Source organism: Megasphaera cerevisiae DSM 20462 (genome assembly GCF_001045675.1).
Taxonomy (GTDB): Bacteria; Bacillota; Negativicutes; order Veillonellales; family Megasphaeraceae; genus Megasphaera; species Megasphaera cerevisiae.
Genome location: NZ_LEKT01000009.1, coordinates 15,706 through 36,960 on the forward strand (window position 1 = coordinate 15,706; position 21,255 = coordinate 36,960).

The 21,255-nt window shown below is 48.8% G+C and carries 19 protein-coding genes and 1 pseudogene; 1 reads left to right on the forward strand and 19 read right to left on the reverse strand.

The features are described from left to right. Positions 1-5: 5 nt before the first annotated feature. The 11 genes from AB840_RS04305 to tnpA form a co-directional block, all read right to left on the reverse strand. Positions 6-1,079, reverse strand: a complete 1,074-nt coding sequence (locus tag AB840_RS04305; protein WP_234984830.1) for an ATP--guanido phosphotransferase — start codon at positions 1,077-1,079, stop codon at positions 6-8. Then, positions 1,079-1,600 (reverse strand): UvrB/UvrC motif-containing protein, encoded by a 522-nt coding sequence (locus tag AB840_RS04310; protein WP_048513609.1) that lies wholly within the window; start codon positions 1,598-1,600, stop codon positions 1,079-1,081. The genes AB840_RS04305 and AB840_RS04310 overlap by 1 nt, the downstream gene beginning before the upstream one ends. Positions 1,601-1,625: 25 nt before the next feature. Further along, complete coding sequence (locus AB840_RS04315) at positions 1,626-2,081, reverse strand: CtsR family transcriptional regulator (RefSeq protein WP_048513610.1); 456 nt, start codon at positions 2,079-2,081, stop codon at positions 1,626-1,628. A 151-nt stretch (positions 2,082-2,232) separates the two neighbouring features. Next, complete coding sequence (gene accC / locus AB840_RS04320; protein ID WP_143745039.1) at positions 2,233-3,585, reverse strand: acetyl-CoA carboxylase biotin carboxylase subunit; 1,353 nt, start codon at positions 3,583-3,585, stop codon at positions 2,233-2,235. Positions 3,586-3,600: 15 nt separating this feature from the next. Next, positions 3,601-4,014, reverse strand: a complete 414-nt coding sequence (locus tag AB840_RS15775; protein WP_053078138.1) for an acetyl-CoA carboxylase biotin carboxyl carrier protein — start codon at positions 4,012-4,014, stop codon at positions 3,601-3,603. 47 nt (positions 4,015-4,061) lie between these two features. After that, a complete protein-coding gene (locus AB840_RS04330) occupies positions 4,062-5,057 on the reverse strand; it encodes a 5-oxoprolinase subunit C family protein (RefSeq protein WP_048513611.1) in 996 nt (331 codons plus the stop codon). Then, positions 5,054-5,779 carry a 5-oxoprolinase subunit PxpB gene (gene pxpB, locus AB840_RS04335; protein ID WP_048513612.1) on the reverse strand — a complete coding sequence of 242 codons (726 nt, stop codon included), beginning with the start codon at positions 5,777-5,779 and terminating at the stop codon, positions 5,054-5,056. Before pxpB ends, AB840_RS04330 begins: the two co-directional genes overlap by 4 nt. A gap of 17 nt (positions 5,780-5,796) precedes the next feature. Then, positions 5,797-6,555 (reverse strand): LamB/YcsF family protein, encoded by a 759-nt coding sequence (locus tag AB840_RS04340; protein WP_048513613.1) that lies wholly within the window; start codon positions 6,553-6,555, stop codon positions 5,797-5,799. Between the two features lie 9 nt (positions 6,556-6,564). Next, complete coding sequence (locus tag AB840_RS04345; protein ID WP_048513614.1) at positions 6,565-7,356, reverse strand: putative hydro-lyase; 792 nt, start codon at positions 7,354-7,356, stop codon at positions 6,565-6,567. A gap of 14 nt (positions 7,357-7,370) precedes the next feature. Continuing rightward, positions 7,371-8,561 carry an NRAMP family divalent metal transporter gene (locus AB840_RS04350; RefSeq protein ID WP_048513615.1) on the reverse strand — a complete coding sequence of 397 codons (1,191 nt, stop codon included), beginning with the start codon at positions 8,559-8,561 and terminating at the stop codon, positions 7,371-7,373. A 154-nt stretch (positions 8,562-8,715) separates the two neighbouring features. Continuing rightward, positions 8,716-9,177, reverse strand: coding sequence for an IS200/IS605 family transposase (gene tnpA, locus AB840_RS04355; protein WP_200809882.1), 462 nt, complete (start codon positions 9,175-9,177; stop codon positions 8,716-8,718). Between the two features lie 392 nt (positions 9,178-9,569). On the opposite strand from tnpA, the gene AB840_RS04360 reads away from it, so the two are divergent. After that, positions 9,570-10,580, forward strand: a complete 1,011-nt coding sequence (locus AB840_RS04360; RefSeq protein WP_048513617.1) for a VirK/YbjX family protein — start codon at positions 9,570-9,572, stop codon at positions 10,578-10,580. A 160-nt stretch (positions 10,581-10,740) separates the two neighbouring features. Here AB840_RS04360 and AB840_RS04365 read toward each other — a convergent pair. From AB840_RS04365 to uvrB, 8 genes and pseudogenes are all read right to left on the reverse strand, one after another. Further along, positions 10,741-11,388 (reverse strand): annotated as a pseudogene (locus tag AB840_RS04365) (TonB-dependent receptor); the annotation flags it as partial. A gap of 81 nt (positions 11,389-11,469) precedes the next feature. Further along, a complete protein-coding gene (locus AB840_RS04370) occupies positions 11,470-12,054 on the reverse strand; it encodes a hypothetical protein (protein WP_048513619.1) in 585 nt (194 codons plus the stop codon). Between the two features lie 268 nt (positions 12,055-12,322). Next, positions 12,323-13,354: an alpha-hydroxy-acid oxidizing protein gene (locus AB840_RS04375; RefSeq protein ID WP_048513620.1), complete on the reverse strand. Its 1,032-nt coding sequence runs from the start codon at positions 13,352-13,354 to the stop codon at positions 12,323-12,325. Between the two features lie 75 nt (positions 13,355-13,429). Beyond that, positions 13,430-13,591, reverse strand: a complete 162-nt coding sequence (gene rd / locus AB840_RS04380) for a rubredoxin (protein WP_048513621.1) — start codon at positions 13,589-13,591, stop codon at positions 13,430-13,432. 92 nt (positions 13,592-13,683) lie between these two features. Then, positions 13,684-14,331, reverse strand: a complete 648-nt coding sequence (locus tag AB840_RS04385) for a DUF3298 and DUF4163 domain-containing protein (protein ID WP_048513622.1) — start codon at positions 14,329-14,331, stop codon at positions 13,684-13,686. A 38-nt stretch (positions 14,332-14,369) separates the two neighbouring features. Next, positions 14,370-16,193, reverse strand: coding sequence for an excinuclease ABC subunit UvrC (gene uvrC, locus AB840_RS04390; RefSeq protein ID WP_048513623.1), 1,824 nt, complete (start codon positions 16,191-16,193; stop codon positions 14,370-14,372). Next, positions 16,180-19,044 (reverse strand): excinuclease ABC subunit UvrA, encoded by a 2,865-nt coding sequence (gene uvrA / locus AB840_RS04395; protein ID WP_048513624.1) that lies wholly within the window; start codon positions 19,042-19,044, stop codon positions 16,180-16,182. The genes uvrC and uvrA overlap by 14 nt, the downstream gene beginning before the upstream one ends. A gap of 65 nt (positions 19,045-19,109) precedes the next feature. Continuing rightward, positions 19,110-21,197 carry an excinuclease ABC subunit UvrB gene (gene uvrB / locus AB840_RS04400; protein ID WP_143742694.1) on the reverse strand — a complete coding sequence of 696 codons (2,088 nt, stop codon included), beginning with the start codon at positions 21,195-21,197 and terminating at the stop codon, positions 19,110-19,112. Positions 21,198-21,255 lie beyond the last annotated feature (58 nt).

Consider the following 21,255-nt stretch of genomic DNA (forward strand, 5'->3'; position numbering starts at 1 on the left):
TCGTATCAAGTTACAGGAACAGCATACGCTGATAATACATTCTGAATGGCCTTCGCCCGCTGCCGCTCCAATTCTTCTTCCGGAAGTTCCTTTTTTACCTTAGCCTGCAGGAATGCCGGTTCCGCTGCTGTCATAAGTGCTTCATAGGCAAGCGGTGCTTCTGCAATAATACCTAAATCAATCCCAAAGCGCAAATCACTGACGCGGGACAGCGCTTCCTGCCGGCTCATAAGCCAGGCATTAGCCAGCATTCCGTAAGACCGCTGGCATTTATCCTTCAGCGCATGGCTGTTATGGTTCCATAGTACATCTCTGCAGTTCCGTTCTTCCTGAACGATCTGCGTCACTATTTTCCGAAGCTGCTCCAGTATATCCGATTCTGATACACCCAAGGTGATCTGATTGGTAATTTGAAAAACATTGCCGGACAGATCGTTGCGTTCACCATGAATTCCGCCAACGGCAAAACCAAACTTAGTAATGCCCTGCACAATACGGTTGAAACGTTTCATGAGAATCAGCGCCGGTACATGGATCGTGACTCCGGCAATACACCCGGTTCCTGTCATGGACGGACTGGCAGTCAAATATCCGAAATCATCACGGAACGCAAAGTTCAGCCGGCTTTCCAAGGTATCATCTATCTGAGAAGCTTCCTCCCAAACCTTTTGCAGATTCAGACCTGCTGCTGCCGTCTGAATGCAAAAATGATCTTCTTCGTTGATCATTACCGCTGCGGCCCCGTCCTCTCGGAGAAGCAGACCTCTCTGTTCTGGTTTGGCAATATGCGCCGCCGAAGAAAAATGCCTGCTGGCGAGAAGCTCTCTTTCCAGCGGATCCAAAGCGGCAATATCAATATATTCATACCGTCCGGTCCCCATGGTATTGAGGCCGGGCATACTGCGTTTTCCTTCATCAAGAACTGCCGCCAGCTCCGTGTCCGAAGCCTTGTCGGGAAAAATATATTTTTTTAAATTACGTACTGCCCGGATACGGCTGTCGATGACGATATCAGCAAAATCACCGGAACCGTTCTGCCATGGCAGCAAAGGAGAAGACACAAATTCAACAGTCATCATTATCCCTCCTTCGACGCATCCTGCTGCGGTATCTGCCTCTGCAGGACCCGTATTTCATCGCGAACCTTAGCCGCTTCCTCATAGCGTTCATCCCGAACCAGCTTTTGCAAATGCTGTCGGAGGCGTTTGATCTGTGTTACCGTGCGGAATACGCCTGTACCACGATTCGGCACTTTGCCGACATGCTTGCTATGACCGTGAATACGCCGCATCAAAGGCGGAATTTCTTCCTTAAATGCCTCATAGCAGTCCGGACATCCAAATTTTCCTGCCCGGTTAAAATCACTGTACGTCATGCCGCAGCTTGCACAGCGTGGTTCGTCAGCTGATTCTCCCGTATAATTGGGATATGCCATCTTTCGAAAAAAATCATTATCAACAATATTAAAATCATTAAAAGCTGCAAATTGACTTTGCTTTTTCGCACATTCAGCACATAAATGCATATCTGTCCGCTGTCCGTTTTCAATTTTTGTAATATGGACAACAGCCTCTTGCTTTTTACAGACATCACATAACATGGATTTCACCCTCCCTTCGCATACATCAGCGCAAATTGAGATGCTGGAGAATTTGGCTGACCACAGCCATTCGCTGCGCTTCATCATCGACTTCATCAAACAGCGCCGAAAACGTATGATGCATCAATATCGCTTCCCGGTTTGTTAAACTATGCTGCTTGATCAGGCGAAACAACAGCACATCCAGATCATCTACCGTAACTCGAACGGCCGGCAGGCGTTCCTTCATTAAAACAGGCGTGCGATCTTCTTTTTTAGGCGTCAACCGAATGATACGCACAAATCCGCCGGAGCCGCGCCGTGATTCGACCAGATATCCCTTGTCGTTGGAAAAACGTGTACTTAGGACATAGCTGATCTGTGACGGAGCACATTCAAGTTCATCCGCCAGCTCATTGCGCCGCAGGATGATATTTTCTTCTTCTTCCTCTAATAATTTATGTAAAATAAACTGTTCAATTTTATCAGCTAATACACTCATATTATCACCTGCTCCGTGTAAAAATGCAACCATTTCATCAAGACATAAAGTTTTTATTTACCTTTTGACTTTAGTCTATGCTTATTATATTCGTCTTTTTGACTTTTTGCAAGTGATTATAAAAAAAGAGGCTGTCATAACAGCCTTTTTTTTAAATATATTCCTGTAAATGCTCTTCTAAATAACTCGTATCCATCTTTCCCTGCTGAAAAATCTGTCCCGAAAGAATATTCCAATGCAAGTCAATATTAGTTTTAATCCCTTCGATACGAAAATCCTCCAAAGCCTGCAGCATTTTTTGTATCGCTTGTTTGCGATCCGGCGCTTTCACCAATACCTTCGCCACCATAGAATCATAAAAGGGAGTAATTTCCGAACCGGCAGATATACAGGAATCAACACGTACGCCTTCTCCCTGGGGTGGTTCATATACCGTAATTTTTCCGGGGCTGGGCATAAATTGATGCTGCGGATCCTCTGCGTTAATACGGCATTCAATCGCCCAGCCGCGGATATGGATATCTTCCTGCTTCCAGGGCAGTGCCTCCCCATCGGCAATCCGAAGCTGCGTTTTCACCAAATCCGTTCCCGTTACCAATTCTGTCACGCCATGTTCAACTTGTATACGCGTATTCATTTCCATAAAATAAAAATTTTTATATTCGTCAACAATAAATTCTACTGTACCGGCACCGCAGTATTGAACAGCCTTGGCAGCCGCCACCGCAGCAGTACTCATGGCAGCACGCATTTTTTCATCTACAAAAGACGACGGCGCTTCCTCGATGACTTTTTGATGTCGCCGCTGCGTCGAGCAGTCTCGTTCTCCCAAGGCAACGACATGGCCGTGTGAATCGGCCATAATCTGGATTTCCACATGCCGGGCATGAGTCAAATATTTTTCCAAATATACGCCGCCGTTGCCAAAGCTCATTTTAGCTTCCTGCATAGCTTCCTGCAGCGCTTTTTTCATTTTTTGCCGGTTCGGAACCACACGCATGCCCCGTCCACCGCCGCCAGCGGTGGCTTTAATCAAAATAGGATACCCGATCTGTGCCGCCACCTCTTCGCATTCATTGACGTAGCGGATCAAATCCTTGGTTCCGGGAACTACGGGAACCGCTGCATCAATCATAGCTGCCCGGGCCTGCGCTTTATCTCCCATACGGCGAATCGCCTCTGCAGACGGCCCAACAAAAATAAATCCGGCATTGCGGCAAGCCTCTGCAAAATCAGCGTTTTCCGCCAAAAATCCATACCCGGGATGTATCGCATCTGCATGGGCATGCCCAGCTACCGTCAGCAGCGCTGTCACATTCAAATAACTCTTGGCAGCGGCGGCGGGCCCGATGCAGTATGCCTCATCAGCTTGATTGACATGCATGGCACTGGCATCAGCTTCGGAATATACGGCAACAGTTTTGATGCCCAGGTCACGGCAGGCACGAATAATACGAACCGCAATTTCTCCCCTGTTTACAATTAATACTTTTTTTATATTCACTACACCCACTCCTCTTTAACGGCTCTTAACCTTAAAAAGAGGTTGCCTAAATTCAACAAAATCGCCGTCCGATACTAAAACCTCTGTTATAATACCGGCTATATCAGCAGGAACCTCCGTAAATACTTTCATGGCCTCCAAAACACATACGGTCGTATCAGCCGTTACCTTATCCCCTACCTTCACAAAAGGCTTGGATTCCGGATTGGCAGCAATATAGAACGTCCCTACCATAGGCGCCGTAATAACGTCGCTTTCCTCTGCTGCCGGAACGATCCCTTCTGCAGCAGACGGAATCATGACTGCCGGCGGCGAGGTCATGCCGCTGCGGCTCAGTTCAACTGAAAAATCCTTATCTTTTATTTTTAAATCTGTCAGCGACGATTTTTCAAACACCTGCATCAATGCTTCTATTTCTTTTATATTCACTGTATTCCTCACATTCTTCCTCTGATCTATTAAAAAGAAATTTATTTTTAAGCCAATCTATATTGCACAGAAACAGCGATATTTCGTATATATTGCTCCCGTTCTAAAAACAATGCCTCTGCCTGTGCTATCGTCACCGCAGCAAAACGCACCCAGTCTCCCGGCCGGTACTGCGCCAGACGACTCATATCTGCCATGATGACCTGCCCTATCTTCGGATATCCTGCAGTGCTTTGTCTATCAGCCATCAAGATAATCGGATTACCATCAGCGGGAACCTGAATCGTACCTTGTACCGCTGCCTCCGAAATCATTTCCAGCGGTTTTTTCAACCGCAGCTGGCAGCCTTCTAGTCGGTAGCCCATACGATCTGAGTGAACGGTAATACGGAAAGGCTCTGAAACCAGCCGCTGAAGGCTGTCCTCCGTAAAACAGGAATACTGGAGCCCCGCAGTAAGCCGGACCGGGGCAGCGACTTCATCATACAAGCGGTGGGCCGCTTCGACATACCAATCGGAAGTCTGGATCCCACCCGTATCATGCAGTGTTTTGACAATGCGGCGGCCCTGATCACTCATCCGCCCCAAAGACAGTACATCTCCCTGTACCAGTGCCCGACCCTGATATCCTCCGATATGAGCCTGCAGATAGGTGCTCTTGCTGCCCATAACGCTCGGGACATCATAGCCGCCGGACACGCAAAGATACGACCGGCAGCCGCTCAGCGAATGTCCGAAACGAAGGACGGCACCGGCTCGTACCAATACAGGACGCCACATAGGAACAGCGCGTCCGTCGATTCTGGGATCCATATCAGCACCGGTAAGTGCAATCAATGTTTCTTGAGAAAATTTCAAAACCGGTCCCAGCATGGTGATTTCCAGTCCCGCTTCCTGCTGCTCGTTTCCTGTCAAAATATTGCCGAGACGCAGGGCCTCTTCATCCATAGCACCGTTTACGAGCATGCCAACCTTCTGATAGCCCTTACGTCCCCTGTCCTGCAGCACGGAAAGCATCCCTCCCCGTAAAACAACTATACTCATGGCTGAATCCCCCTTATAGCAGCATATTCTTCCGGGCTGATAGGCGTAAAACGAACGATGTCACCGGCATGTAAGAGAGTCGGTGCTTCCGTATGCTCCGGTGTAAACAAATCAACGGCAGCACGGCCTATAAGCTGCCAGCCGCCTGGCGTCGCCAGCGGGTATACACCGGTCTGCATGCCGGCAATACCAACGCTGCGGGCAGGGATTTCCAAACGCGGACTGCGGCGGCGCGGTGTTGCGATCCGTTCATCCAAGCCGCCCAAATACGGAAAACCCGGACAAAACCCGATCATATACACCAAATATTCGCCGCTGCTGTGAATTTCTATTACTTCCTCCGGCGCCATGTCATGCTGCTGAGAAACCAAAGCCAGATCCGGCCCATATTCACCGCCGTAGCAAACGGGAATCGTAACGACCGCAGGCGGCGGCAGCACGTCCGTATGAGCGGCCGCCAAAGCCTGAAACAGCGTATCTTTGACAAATTGTACTGGCGGCACGTTCTGACCGCAGGCCAAATGGACGGCATACGGATCGTAGATAACGGTCACTGCGGTATAGGATAAAATAACCTCTGTAAAACCCGCAAACGGGTGGCGATCCAGATATGCGCCCAGAAGCCGTACCTTTTGATGTATATCCGGTGAAATAACATGACCGAAGGATACAGCCACGGCAGCTTCTCCCATAGACTCTATAGCAAAATCAGTTTCATTCATATGTTCACCTTTTCACCTCAGCGAAACGACGTAACGGTTACGCCCTGTTCAGACAAGACACTGTGAATTTTGCAGGCAAACGCCAGCGCCTTGGCTCCATCACCATGAACGCAGACCGTATCAGCCCGGACGGGAATATCCTCCCCGTTCTGTGCCCGGACGACGCCTTCTGTAATCATGCGCAGGACGCGGCTGATAGCGATGTTCTCGTCTGTCACCATAGCATCGGCCCGGCTGCGCGGCGTCAACGATCCGTCCGGCTGATAGGTGCGGTCGGCAAATACCTCGCTGGCCGTCTGCAGTCCCATTTTTTTCCCCTGCACGATAAGCTGACTGCCGGCCAGGCCAAATAAAATCAAGTTGGAATCTATATCATGGACAGCACGGGCAACCGCTGCCGCCAGTGCCGCATCTTTGACTGCCATATTGTACAGTGCCCCGTGCGGCTTGACATGCTGCAATGACCGTCCCTGCGTCTTGGCAAACGCCGCCAACGCACCTACCTGATAGACCACCATGGCGTAGGCTTCCTCCGGTGTAACAGCCATAGTGCGGCGCCCGAAGCCCACCAAGTCCGGCAGCCCCGGATGTGCCCCCATGGCAACGCCGTTACCGGCAGCCAGAGCAACCGTTTTATTCATCACGACAGGATCGCCGGCGTGAAACCCGCAGGCAATATTCGCCGAGGTCACATGCTTTAATATATCCCCATCACTGCCGATCGTATAGGCACCGAAGCCTTCCCCCAAATCACTGTTCAAATCAATAGTATACATGAACGCCTCCTATAATACGCTCAAATCCGCATTAAGCAGATCTGTAATAAACATATGTCCCGGCGCATGCGTAATCATAAATTCCGGTTTGACCGACATGGCTACTGCCTGCGGTGTGACGCCGCAGGCCCAAAACACGGGAATCTCACCGGGTCGGATAGTCGACGGATCACCAAAATCAGGCTTGGAAATATCGCGAATACCGATAGCGGCCGGATCTCCGATATGCACAGGCGCCCCGTGCACAGATGGCATACGACTCGTTACCTGGACAGCCCGAATCGCATTTTCAGGAGTCATCGGCCGCATGGATACGACCATAGGCCCGTGAAACACACCCGCAGGCGTGCAGGGAATATCGGTAATATACATAGGCACATTATGATCTTCCGTAATATGCCGCACTTCCAATCCCGCATCCAGCATAGGTCCTTCGAAGGAAAAGCTACACCCCAGCAGGAACGCTACCAAATCCTGACGCCAATACTGTTTCAAATCCGTTACCTCATCAGTCAATTCTCCTTTGCGGTAAATACGGTACTTGGGAATATCGAAACGAATATCGGCTCCCGGCGCTGCCAATCGTGGTTCCGGATTGCCTGCCTCCGTCACATCCAGCACAGGGCAGGGTTTGGGATTGCGCTGCGCGAACAACAAGAAATCAAAAGCCAGCTCTTTGGGAAGGATGGCCAAATTGGCCTGGGCATACCCGTTGCATACGCCGCTTGTAAAGGTTGTGAATTTCCCTTCCCGTATCAAGCGCCGCACATCGCCCGGCTTCATAGAACTATATTCCATCATGCTGCCTCCTCACATTAGCTAAACCACTTAGGAACTTGTGTAATCAGCGTCATGACGCTCATGTACGCCGTCATGATTACCACGATAACACCAAACACAGTCATCCATTTAGGATGCTTGTAATCACCTACTATCTTTTTATTATATGCCGCCAGCAGCATAACGCCAAGAGTGATTGGCAAAATCAATCCGTTGAGCGTACCGACAAGAACCAATATAAAAACAGGACGTCCAACAATAACAAACACCAGCGTGGAAAAAACAATAAAGGCAATAACCAGCCAGCGATAATTCATATCTAATTTTTTGCTGAACGTACGAATGAACGATACCGACGTATAGGCGGCTCCGATAACCGAAGAAATAGCGGCGGCCCACATAACGATACCAAAAATCTTATAACCCACATTACCAGCCGCTAATAGAAATACCGAAGCAGGAGGATTGGCTTTATCTAACACCAGTCCTGACGAAACAACACCTAACGTCGCCAGAAACAGCAGCACCCGCATAACGCCGGTCACGCAGACACCGGTTACAGAAGAACGGGTAATCTGGGGCAATGCCTCTACACCAGTCACACCGGCATCAACAAGGCGGTGCCCGCCGGAAAAAGTAATATAACCGCCGACGGTGCCGCCGATCAGGGTAACGATAGATACATAATCAATCGTATCCGGCATGAATGTTTTTTGGATGGCCTCGCCAACAGGCGGATTGGAAGAAACAGCCACATATAGAGTCAAAAGAATCATAGCTACACCCGCTATCTGGGTAAACTTATCCATAGCCCTGCCGGCTTCCTTTACCACAAAGATAGACACGGCAATGATGGCACTGATAGCGGCTCCAACCTTGGGATCCACGCCAAACAACACTTGAAAGCCCAGCCCGCAGCCAGCGATATTGCCGATATTGAAAGCCAGGCCGCCTAATACGATCAAAAAAGCCACAAAATAGCCAAGTCCCGGTAAAACCAGATTGGCCACATCCTGCCCCCGCTTGCCGCTGACACCGATGATGCGCCACACATTGAGCTGCGCACCAATATCTAAAATGACGGAAAATAAAATAACAAAACCAAAACTGGCCATCAGCTGCTGTGTAAATACTGTCGTCTGCGTCAAAAATCCGGGTCCGATAGAGGACGTCGCCATCAGAAAAGCCGCCCCCATAAGCAAGCTCCAATCAAATTTCTTTTTCATAACATATCTCCCTTCTCTTAAATCAAAACTACCTGTATAACAGGTAGTTTGCTCTGCGGCTAGAAGCCTTATTACCTGCCTAGGCCGCAAGGGCCTATGGAAAATCCACCAACCGCACTACACTTACCTGCTGCCCCTCTCCGAGGGGCGCTTCTTATTTATAGGGTTTCCCCGTGAATGGATCTACAAGTTCTTTCAGTGTCATTTGGTCACACACCATATCTTCCTGTAACTGTTCTCGGATATATTGTGCAATTACCTTCTGATTTCTTCCCACTGTATCAACGTAGTATCCTTTACACCAAAATTTTCTGTTTCCGTATCGATATTTTAATTGCCCATGTCTTTCGAAAATGATCAGAGAGCTTTTTCCTTTCAAATATCCTACAAACGCAGATACGGACAACTTAGGTGGAATACTCACTAACATATGTATATGATCCCTACACGCATTAGCTTCCAGTATTTCTACATCTTTCCGACTACATAATTCCCGTAAAATTTTTCCAATATCTTTTTTTAATTTCCCGTAAATCAATTGTCTACGGTACTTGGGTGCAAACACAAGATGATATTTACATCTCCATTTTGTATGTGCTAAACTTGAAGTGTCCATGGATAGCATTTTCCTCCTTTGCTCTAAGTACGGTTGGCGAACCTGTGCTTAGTATAGCAAAGGAGGTTTTGCTTTTTCTACGTATAGCTATAAGCTTTTAGAACCATACGCACAGCGTATGGTTTTCAATACGACAACAAAACAAGGCGCTGTTATAGTAACAGCGCCTTTGCTTGTTATCATTCTATCAAAATACCAGCCATATGTCAATATATAAATTATATTTCAGCGTTTTATGTAATCATTTTGTTTTATTTTTGTTTATGTTTTTTGTTCTGCTTTATTTAACAATAAATAGATTTCTAACGTAACGTTGACATGTCTCCAAGAATAACAGTATAATAATGTTTTAATATGTGTCTTATTCTACCCCAATTGAGGAGGCCTATTTCATGCACAGCATGTCCCATTTCTGGCGTCTGTCCAGAAAAATATATGGTCCGCGGAATGCTCAGGAAAATAAACGGGCTGTCGTCTTTTTCTTTCGCGCAGTAACCAACCGCAGCCTGTTTGAAGAATTATATGCTTTTTTTGAAGCTTACCCGCCCATGCAGGGCTTTTTCGAAACACACGATCCAGATTTCCAAGAGGTCATGACCCGCGTCTTTCTCTTCAAAAACTCAACGATGCGTCAGCGTCTGGATGCGCTGCTTCACCATTTCACCATTCTGCGCAGTTTTTTTTCTGACGAGGTCATCCACAAAATCTATTGGGAGTCCGGATATACACTATGGAAATCAGAGGACAGCACGCTGCCCCTCGAAGCCCGTCTTCTCTTTGACACGGGCCAGCGAAAAGAAGGCTTTCTGTCCCTCGGCTTATATCATGAACAAGAAATGATATATCATTTCAACTTCCGTTTCGACTACAATGCAGACGGCATACCGTCTATCTATATCGGCACGCTTCAAGGCTCCAAGCATGGCTTGGATACGACCAAGGCGCTTACCAAAAAACTCTTTGGCTATCGTCCCAAAAACTTTATTTTATATTTGCTGCGCATCTTTATCCAGACCTTGGGAATTCACGATTTTTATGTCATCACTGATGAAGGTTTTTACACCAACAGCCACGTCCTGCGAGGCAACCGTTCCAAAAAAACCAACTTCAATGATTTCTGGATTGATGAAGGAGCGGTCCCTGATCCGAGAGAAGCATGGTATTTTCGTATGCCTATTGAAGAAAAGCGCCGCAAATACGGGGATATCAAATCCCAGAAACGCAACCTGTTCCGCAAGCGATATCTTCTCATGGATCAAATCATACCAGCTTATATACAATCTGTACGCACCCTGTTCCGTAACGGTTTTGCACCGGTTCCCTCGGCACAGGACGAAGCTGCCATATTGGACAAGCCAGCCGGCTACGATCCAATAGAAGCACCGTCTGATACCAACGCGTAAGCACCCCGGCATTTTTATTACATATTTTTTAAAACAAGCAGGACCGGAACAAATTCCGGTCCTGCTTGTTTTTATATCTTTCAGGCCGCCATCTTTACGACAAAAAGACCGGTTTCCTAATCTTTTTTGTCGTAAGAATGCTTCATATAGTTTGCCGCACCTAAAAACGATACGTCGCCTGAATTCTCGTATAGTCTCCCAGCGTAAAGTGTTCCGGCCCGTAGAGGGTGTCGCGCTGGCTTGTGCTCTTGGCACCGAAGGTATAGAAGGCTTCCAGGAGGAAGTTTTTCGCTGGGACGTAGCCGGCCCCCAGGGTAAAGGAGCGGATGCCGTCGAGGTAGCGGTCCGGTACCCCTTCTGTGCCGTTGCCGCCGAAGAAGGAGCCGTGTTCGAAGTACTTGTAGTCCGCAAAGGCATTCCAGCTGCCGGGACGCTCCGTATCCGCCTTACCCACGTCGACGCGGGCCACCCAGAAGGTCGGCGCCGAGCCGCCGCCGGTATAGCGTCCGTAGGCATCGCGGCCGCCATGGAAATAGCGGCCCGTAGCAGCGCGGTTGATCCCCCAGTCGAAGGACAGATAGGATGCGCCGAGCTTGTATTGGGCGCCGATGCCGAAGACATTGGCAATGTCCATTTCCTGATCATAATTCCCCCAGCCGCCGGCTATTTCTTCCATGCCCGTCTTGTGATAGCCTTCGCCCATGGAGCGGAGATACCAGGCCTGGAGTCCCAGCTTGTCGCCCACTTTTTGCCGCACCTGTACGAAGGCGGCCCGGTCGATGGCCGGGCGGCGGTCTTGTTGTCGTATTGAAAACAAGACCGCCAGTCACCCTCGTGACCAGCGGCGAAAAAATAGTATATGTATGTACACGCTTGCATTGTTACATCATTATTTCTTTTTTAATGCTTCTATTTCTTCCTGCAGCTTTTGATTTTCTGCCTCCAAGGCAGTTACTTTTTGATTCAAATATGCAAGAGTGACTGCAGATGTCGGATCTGCCTCATTGGTTTGCACCCCAGTAACCACACCGCTGCCGGTGAATTGGACACCGCCCAGGGAGCCGCTCCCGACATGGATCGCCGTACCGTATACCGTACCTATATTTGCTGTGGCAGACTGGATATTTTCAGCAGCTACGTTGTTTGCCTTGACGTTGCCTTCCTTTATTTCAATACCATTCATATATCCATTAACATACTGGCCCTGGTCATCTGTATCCCACATGGCGCTGCCGCCGACAGTTGTGACGTCCGCATCCTTGACCCCATCGCGCATGGTTATAATGCGATGATAGGTTCTGCCATCCTGATTATCGCCATAAGAGATAGATCTGAACTCATAGCTGGATGATACCGGCGCATTATCGCGGTCCCTTGCGGCCGTATCTTCACCTTGGACTGGATACGTCAGAAAGAATGCACCGGCCAGCAGTACTGCCGGCATATATTTTACCAATGCATAATTTTTTTTCATAAAAATCCCCTCCTGCCTAGCAGCATAATTTTATTTTTCAACACAATTATACATTAGCATTATATAGCAAGCAAGTTTTTTCCTTAACAGCGACGGCAGGCGATTATACGGGAGAATAGCCCTGCATACAAGAATCATTCAAAGCAATTGACAACTATTATTTTGAATTTGAAAGTATATTTTTCGCAGCAATACTCCGTCTCTTCACCGGTATCCTGCAGGAAAAAACGGAGTATTGTTACTGTCACTTACTGGAGCAACACATATACTATTTAATTTGTTTCAATATGGTGCGGCTGACATGTTTAAGGTCTGCCGTACCGGTAATCATCATAGCATCACTGAGTTCTCTTTTGAAGGTATCCAGCATGAGCTTTACCCCTTCTGCCCCACCGCCGATGGCGGCCACAGCAGCCAGCCGTCCGATGAGAACTGCGTCAGCACCAAGAGCCAGCATTTTCAAAACATCTTCTCCACGGCGTACACCGCCGTCAACAAAAATCGTAATCCGTCCTTTGACCGCATCCGCAATTTCCGGCAGTACATCTGCGGTTCCGGCCATACCGTCCAGAATACGGCCGCCGTGATTGCTGACGACAATGCCTTTCGCACCGGCGTCAACACAAGCTATCGCTTCCTCTGGAGACATGATGCCCTTGACAATAAACGGAATATGGACTGATGCCGCAATCTTTTTGATGCTGTCCGCATTTTTGGGACCTACGGGCTGCCCAAAAATGCGCATGTTGATCAGCGTAGCCGCATCAATATCACTAGCCACAGCCGGTGCGCCGGCCGCTTCCGCCAGCTTGGCCTTTTCAATAATCTTGACGTCTTCCCGGGGCTTGATCGTCGGAATGACAAATCCCCGTCTTTTTTGGCAGGATTCGATTCCTGAGGCATACATGTAGGCAGCCCCACTATCACCGGTAAAGGCTAAGGTACCCGCTTCCATAGCCCCTTGTGTAACGGCTTCGTCATATTCTCTTTCAACGGCTTCGGGATCGCCCTCGACTTTGGCATTCAGCACGATGCCGCCGACCGGAGCGATCAGCACTGGCAGACTCAGCTTTTTTCCAAACAGTTCGATTGCCGTATCCGGTGTTTCCACTCCGGCCATGCTGCGCATGATCAGCCCGTATTCCTGCAGCGCTTCTACATTACGCATAAAGGAGTGTGCAGTCCGCAGTCCGCCAAACCCGGGAATCATGCCGACACAAGCTTTGCCGTTGCATTCGGGACAGACATGACAGCCTTTCATCCGTTTTCTTGCATTATCACGCATTTCTTTTACATCCATTATTTTTACCTCCTCTAAAAAAAACCTACTGTCATGAGTATATCACATGACAGTAGGTTTTGACATTGCTGAAAATCAGTCCATTTTTGTAAAGGCATCTTTGCCTGCGCCACAGGTCGGGCAGACCCAGTCTTCCGGCAAATCAGCAAATTTTGTGCCTGCCGCTACGCCGTTATCAGCGTCACCTTCCGCTTCATCATAAATGTAACCACAGATAGTGCATTCGTATTTGTCCATTCTAACATACCTCCTAAAAATGTTTTACTAACGGATAGTCCTTATTAATTATCCCTTTTCATCATACCATATGCTACTGCATTTTGCAATACTCATTTTGCCGGTTTTCCCATATCAATGTCTACAATACCGGTAGCGTACGGTGCAATTTCATATTGCCCAAAAAGAAAGTGTATATTCCGTTTGCCATCCAGATAATAATTGGACGGAAGTTCCGTTAAGCCATTGAAATAAGAGGACAACTTATAGGAGCTGAGCGTAATTTTATTATTGATGCGCTTCAGCGTGAAGTCCTTCGCATCCTGCGGGCGGACCAGGTCCTGCCAGTTGAGCCGCTGCCCGGTCTGTACGTCAAAGGTTACACCGGTCTTCCAGCTTGTGGGATGTGCTGCCCCTTCAAGATAAATATATCCTTGATCAATAAAGGACAAATATTTCCCATCGTTGAGTGTCACTGCATAGGACTTTTCTTCGGTCATTTTCATGTCGTCCCGACCCTCTTTTTGGAAGAATTGTTCCGCTTTTTTTTGTTCATCCAAAAAATACTGGGTAATTGCTTGTCCCGCTGCCAGATTACCTTCTACAGAGACCTGAGGATATTGTACCGTCAGCGTACTGCCGTTAGGACGTGTGTATACTGCCCTTTGCGCATCCTGTACTGCGGCCGGGGATGCCGCCAAGGCCATGGAACCGATCAGCAGCGCAGAACATACCGCCATAAGAAATTTCTGTTTAATCATCCTTCCATCTCCTCCTCACATAATATATTGTTATATCATTATATCATTTTTCGCTTTTCATCGGTACCCAAACGAAAAAAATAATATACATTTTCCGCTGCCTGTCTGGACATGCCCGGCACAGCAGCCAATTCTTCCACAGTAGCACCTTTCATGTCTTCCAGTGTTTTGAAAGACTGCCACAAGGCCTTGCGGCGTTTGGGGCCGATACCTTCTACGTGGTCAAGGATGGATACAAGACTCCGCTTGCCGCGCAGACTGCGATGATAGGTAATGGCAAAGCGGTGCGCTTCATCCCGGATAGCCTGCAGCAGCTGCAGCTCCGGCGTATGATGATCCAAAATGATAGAATCACTCCGCCCCTCGACAAATACTTCTTCGATGCGCTTAGCCAGGCTGACAACCGGCGCTTCGCAACCAGCCGCCCGTATGACTGGCAAGGCAGCATGAAGCTGCCCTTTGCCGCCGTCTATAATAATCAGATCCGGCTCAGGCCATTCACTTTCACGGTAGCGCCGGCCCATGATTTCCGCCATAGATTTAAAATCATCCGGCTTTCCCTGAACAGTTTTCAATTTAAAACGGCGATATTCCTTTTTAGCCGGCCGGCCTCCTTCAAACACCACCATCGAAGCCACTGTTTCAATTCCCTGCGTATGCGAAATATCAAAGCACTCCATCCGTTCCGGCAGATGCGGCAAATCAAGAATACGGGCCAGCGCTTCGACGGCGCCGCTGGTCTTATCCTTGTCATGCTGCCATTGCAGGCGGCGCTGTTCCAACAAAACGCGAGCATTGTCTTCGGCCATATCAAGCAGCTTTTTTTTCAGGCCCCGCTGGGGCACGACAAGAGATACATGCTGCCCCTTTTTGGCGCTGAGGCGCCGTTCATGCCCTTCTACGTCATCGACTGCCGCTGCGACGATTTCCCTGGGTACAAATACATCGCCGGTGTAATATTGATCCAGTACAGCGTCGGTAAGAGCCGCCGCCGTTTCATCCGCACTATTATCCAGACTGAAGGTCTCTCGCCCCATGAGCTTGCCCCGGCGTATCAAATAAATCTGCACACAAGTCTGTCCTGCATCACGAGAAAAGCCAAGAACATCCATATCCCCGCCCCCTTGTGTCACGATTGTCTGCTGCTTTTGAATAACATGAATAGATTGAATTTGATCACGGTACATAGCCGCTTTTTCAAATTCCATCTGTTCTGCCGCTTCCTCCATGTTAGACTGCAGTTCCCGCAGCACACCGGTATCCCGCCCATCCAGGACATTGACGGCTTGCTGAACCAGCTCGCCGTATGCGGCCCTGGTAATATAATGCACACAGGGTGCATCACAGTGGCCCAGATGATACTGCAGGCAAGGACGATCTGTCCGCATCGTACGGCAGGACCTGATATGAAAAGCACGCTGCAGGAGCTTCAGCACACGATGTACGGCCCCAGCATCAGCAAAGGGGCCGAAGTAGCGGGCACCGTCCCGCAAGACACGGCGCGTCATGTAAATACGCGGATAGTCCTCTTGCAGCGTCACTTTAATATAGGGATATGTTTTATCGTCCCGAAGCATAATATTATACCGTGGATGATGCTTTTTGATCAGCGTATTTTCCAGTATGAGCGCTTCCATCTCATTAGTCACAACCATCGTTTCCAAATCGACAGCATGACTCATCATGGCTGCTACCTTCGGAGATCGGTTTACATCTCTCCGGACATAGCTTTTAACACGGTTACGCAGATTAACAGCCTTGCCGACGTAAATAATACGGCCGGTCACATCCTTCCAAAGATATACACCAGGCTGTGTCGTCAGATTATGTATTTTCTCCAGTACTGCTTCACTTACTGCCATGATCCTTCCCCTTTGTCATGAGCTGTCTGGTTCGTTCTAAGACAGGCTTTAAAAATCTGCCGGTATACGACTCCGGCACACGGCAAATGTCTTCCGGCGTTCCAGCAGCAACAATACTGCCGCCGCCGTCTCCGCCCTCAGGCCCCAGGTCAATAATATAATCAGCCGTCTTGATAACATCCAGATTATGCTCGATGACAATGACCGTATCTCCGCCATCGACGAGCATCTGCAGTACATCCATGAGCTTGTGAATGTCTGCGGCATGCAAACCCGTCGTCGGTTCGTCCAATATATACAAAGTTCGTCCCGTACTGCGTTTGGACAGTTCTGCGGCCAGCTTGATACGCTGAGCTTCCCCACCGGAAAGTGTCGTAGCCGGCTGCCCCAGACGGATATATCCTAAGCCAACTTCCTGCAGTGTTTTCAATTTATTAAGAATTCGCGGAAGGTTGGCAAAAAACTCACAAGCATCATCAACAGTCATGTTCAGTACGTCAGAAATCGTTTTTCCCTTATATTTTACTTCCAGCGTCTCCCTGTTATAGCGCGCTCCGTGGCAAACCTCACAGGGCACATATACATCAGGCAGGAAGTTCATTTCAATGCGGATGATGCCGTCGCCATGGCAGGCTTCACAGCGTCCGCCTTTGATGTTAAAGCTGAACCGCCCCGCCTTATAGCCCCGCACCTTAGCTTCCGAGGTCTGACTGTACAGTTGACGTATAAAATCAAACACACCGGTATACGTGGCCGGATTGGAACGCGGCGTCCGTCCGATGGGTGATTGATCGATATTAATGATTTTATCGATATATTCCGTGCCCTTTATTTTCTTGAATTTTCCCGGCCGGTGTAATGTCCCATAAACAGCTTCAGCCAGCCCTTTGTAGAGTATTTCATTGACCAAGGTCGATTTGCCCGATCCGGATACGCCCGTCACTACCGTCAAGGTTCCTATAGGGAAGGATACATTGATCTTTTTCAAATTATGTTCTTCCGCACCGATAACTTCAATCATCTTACCGGTGCCCCGACGCCGTTCGACAGGAAGGGGGATAAATTTTGTGCCTTTCAAATACTGACCGGTCACAGACTGTTCGCAGGCCATAATGTCGGCAACGGTCCCCTGCGCGACGACCTGACCGCCATGTTCTCCTGCAGCCGGACCTATATCGACAATAAAATCTGCCGCCCGCATCGTATCCTCATCGTGCTCTACCACGATAAGCGTATTGCCCAGATCACGCAGATGCTGCAATGCCTGAAGAAGTTTATCGTTATCCCGCTGGTGAAGTCCGATAGACGGTTCATCCAAAATGTACAATACGCCGACAAGCCCTGAGCCAATCTGCGTTGCCAGACGGATACGCTGAGCTTCACCGCCGGACAGTGTTCCTGCCGTCCGGGACAAGGTAAGATACTCCAAGCCGACAGTCTGCAGAAATTCCAGACGTGACCGTATTTCCTTAAAAATCTGTTTGCCAATAAGCTGCTGTTTTTCCGTCAGCTGCAAGCCTTGAAAAAAGCGTATCATATCACTGACAGTGCAAGTCGTTAATTCATAAATATTTAATCCGCCAATTTTGATCGCCAGCGCTTCCGGACGCAGCCGGGCACCGTGACACGTCGTGCAGGGCTTCACGGACATAAATTGTTCAAACTGATCCCGCATCATGTCCGAAGAGGCTTCACGATAGCGGCGGCGCACCATGGGAATAACGCCTTCAAAAGGGGTGGAAAAGGTTTTTACCTCTCCGCGCAGATTTTCATATTCAAATACACAGGTATCCGCGGCGCCCCACAGAATTTTTTTCTGCAGTTCCTCAGGAAGTTCGCTATAGCAGGCATTCAGCGTAAATCCCCGGGGCTTGAGCAGCCCTCCCAGCTGACGCATAAACCACGAATCGGGATTACTGCTCAGTGCCGCAATGGCCCCGTCGGCGAAGGGTTTATCCTCATCGGGCAGCACCAAATGCTGATCCACTTCCATCGTACTGCCAATGCCGGAGCAATCCGGGCAGGCGCCGAAAGGACTATTAAAGGAAAAAAGATGCGGCTCTATTTCCGGCAGGCTGATATGGCAATCCGGGCAGGCAAAGTGCTGACTGAAGGTAAGTACTTTTTTGGTGTTCATCTGCAAGATATGGACAATGCCGTCACTAAGCTTGGCCGCTGTTTCCAGTGAATCTGTCAGTCGAGTTAGAATACTGCTTTTTATAACCAGCCGGTCGATAATCACTTCTATCGTATGCTTTTTATTTTTATCCATAGGAATATCGTCGGATAAGAGATAAACAGTTCCGTCAACCCGCACCCGCACGTACCCGTCCTTGACGAGCCGGGTCAGGATTTTCTGATGAGTTCCCTTGCGTCCGTCAACAACCGGTGCCATGATCATGACCTTTTCCCCTTCTCCGAGCGCCATGACTGAATCGGCCATTTGTTCAATCGTCTGCTGCCGGATGGGCTTGCCGCATTTAGGACAGAAGGCATCGCCTACGCGCGCATACAGCAGCCGGAGATAATCATAAATCTCGGTAACCGTGCCGACGGTAGAACGGGGATTGCGGCTTGTTGTCTTTTGATCAATAGAAATAGCAGGGGACAGTCCTTCAATATAATCGACATCCGGCTTGTCCATCTGTCCTAAAAACTGCCGGGCATATGCCGACAGAGATTCAACATATCGCCGTTGTCCTTCCGCATAGATCGTATCAAAAGCCAGCGATGATTTTCCGGATCCGGACAAACCGGTAAACACAACCAGCTTGTCTCGAGGAATTTTTACATCTATATTTTTTAAATTGTGCTGTCGTGCACCTTTAATAACAATATATGGTTCCTGCATAGGTTGATTATATACTCCTTATCATCATATTAAATGAAATAGTTACCTGCCATAAACGGTGCAGTTCATGCTTTTTTCTTCCGGCTGCGGTCTGGCCGCTTCACCTTTCTGATATATCGTGCGGACGGCATATCTTCGCCCTGCATTTCTTTAGGCAATGTATCATCATGGCTCAAATCTGCCAACTGCTGACGCAGCGTTCCCAAACGATCCCGCAGCTCCGCCGCCTTTTCAAATTCAAGTCCTTTCGCCGCCGCCTTCATCTGCTGTGTTACCGTGTTGATTACTTTATGCAGTGCTTCCTTCGTCAGCTTTTCTCCACCGCCTTTATAAGAGACACTGTCTTCGGCGATTTTTGTCAATTCAATGAGATCCACAACAGCCTTTTGGACAGACTTAGGTGTAATGTGATTCGTTTTATTATAAGCGTCCTGCACTTCCCGGCGACGTTTCGTTTCATCCATAGCTCGGAGCATCGAGCCTGTCATTCTATCAGCATACATAATAACCGTACCATGGACGTTGCGGGCTGCCCGGCCCATGGTTTGGATAAGCGACGTATCTGACCGAAGAAAGCCTTCTTTATCGGCATCCAGGATTGCTACCAGGGATACCTCCGGCATGTCCAGACCTTCCCGGAGAAGATTGATCCCTACCAGCACGTCAAATACGCCGGCCCGCAGATCACGGATGATTTCAGCCCGCTCGATCGTAGCGATATCCGAATGAAGATAGCGCACGAGAATCCCCATTTCTTTCAGGTAATCCGTCAAATCTTCTGCCATTTTTTTTGTCAGCGTAGTTACCAAAACCCGTTCGTGCCGTTCCATACGTTTACGAATCTCACCCAGCAAATCATCCATTTGTCCGGCAATAGGCCGCACTTCCACCTCTGGATCCAGCAGGCCTGTTGGCCGGATAATCTGCTGCGCCAGGTTGGTCTGCACACTCATTTCATATTCTCCCGGCGTAGCGCTGACATAGACGATCTGATTGATCCGCTCTACAAATTCCTCAAACTTCAAAGGCCGGTTATCCAAGGCTGACGGCAGCCGGAAGCCGTATTCAATCAAGGATTCCTTCCGCGACCGATCACCGGCATACATAGCCCGCAGCTGCGGTAAGGTAACGTGAGATTCATCAATCATAATAAGAAAATCATCGGGAAAATAATCGAGAAGCGTATATGGGGCCTGACCGGCAGTGCGTCCCGCCAAATGGCGGGAATAATTTTCGATGCCGGAGCAATATCCCATTTCCTCCATCATTTCCATGTCATACCGAGTACGCTGTTCCAGTCGCTGTGCTTCCAAAAGGTGACCGCCGTCCCGCAGTTCCGTCAACTGCTGTTCGAGTTCCTTACGGATCGTGACAAGCGCCTTTTCCATTTTTTCCTTGGTCGTGACATAATGACTGGCCGGATAAATCGCCACATGCTTCCGTTCTGCAATTATTTCGCCAGTAAGAATATCCACCTCTGTCAATCTGTCAATTTCATCTCCGAACATTTCGATACGGATGACGGAATTGTCATACGCCGCAGGCACGACTTCAATCGTATCGCCATGAACACGGAAAGTACCGCGCTGCAAATCCATATCATTGCGGGAATATTGAATATCCACCAGTTTATGGAGTATTTCTTCCTGTGTCTTTTCCTGCCCCAGGCGAAGCGATACAACCAATTCACTATAATCCTCCGGATCGCCCAAGCCATAAATACAGGATACAGACGCCACAATAATCACGTCACGCCGTTCAAACAGACTCATCGTAGCCGAATGGCGCAGTTTATCAATTTCATCATTGATAGACGCATCCTTTTCAATATACGTATCCGTCGACGCAATATACGCTTCCGGCTGATAATAATCATAGTAGCTGACAAAGTATCCCACCTCATTGTCAGGAAAAAAAGCTTTGAATTCGCTGCACAGCTGGGCAGCCAGCGTCTTATTGTGAGCGATGATCAGTGTCGGCTTCTGTACTGCCTCGATGACCTTAGCCATTGTAAACGTTTTGCCCGTACCCGTCGCTCCCAGAAGTACCTGCGCCCATTGGCCGGATCGAATACCGCCGGCCAGTGACTGAACGGCCTCAGGCTGATCTCCCATGGGCTGGTACGGCGCCACGACGCGAAACGGCGTTTCCATATTATAATCTTTATTTAAATGGGATTGTATATCCACTTCGCTGCCTCCCCCATATTCA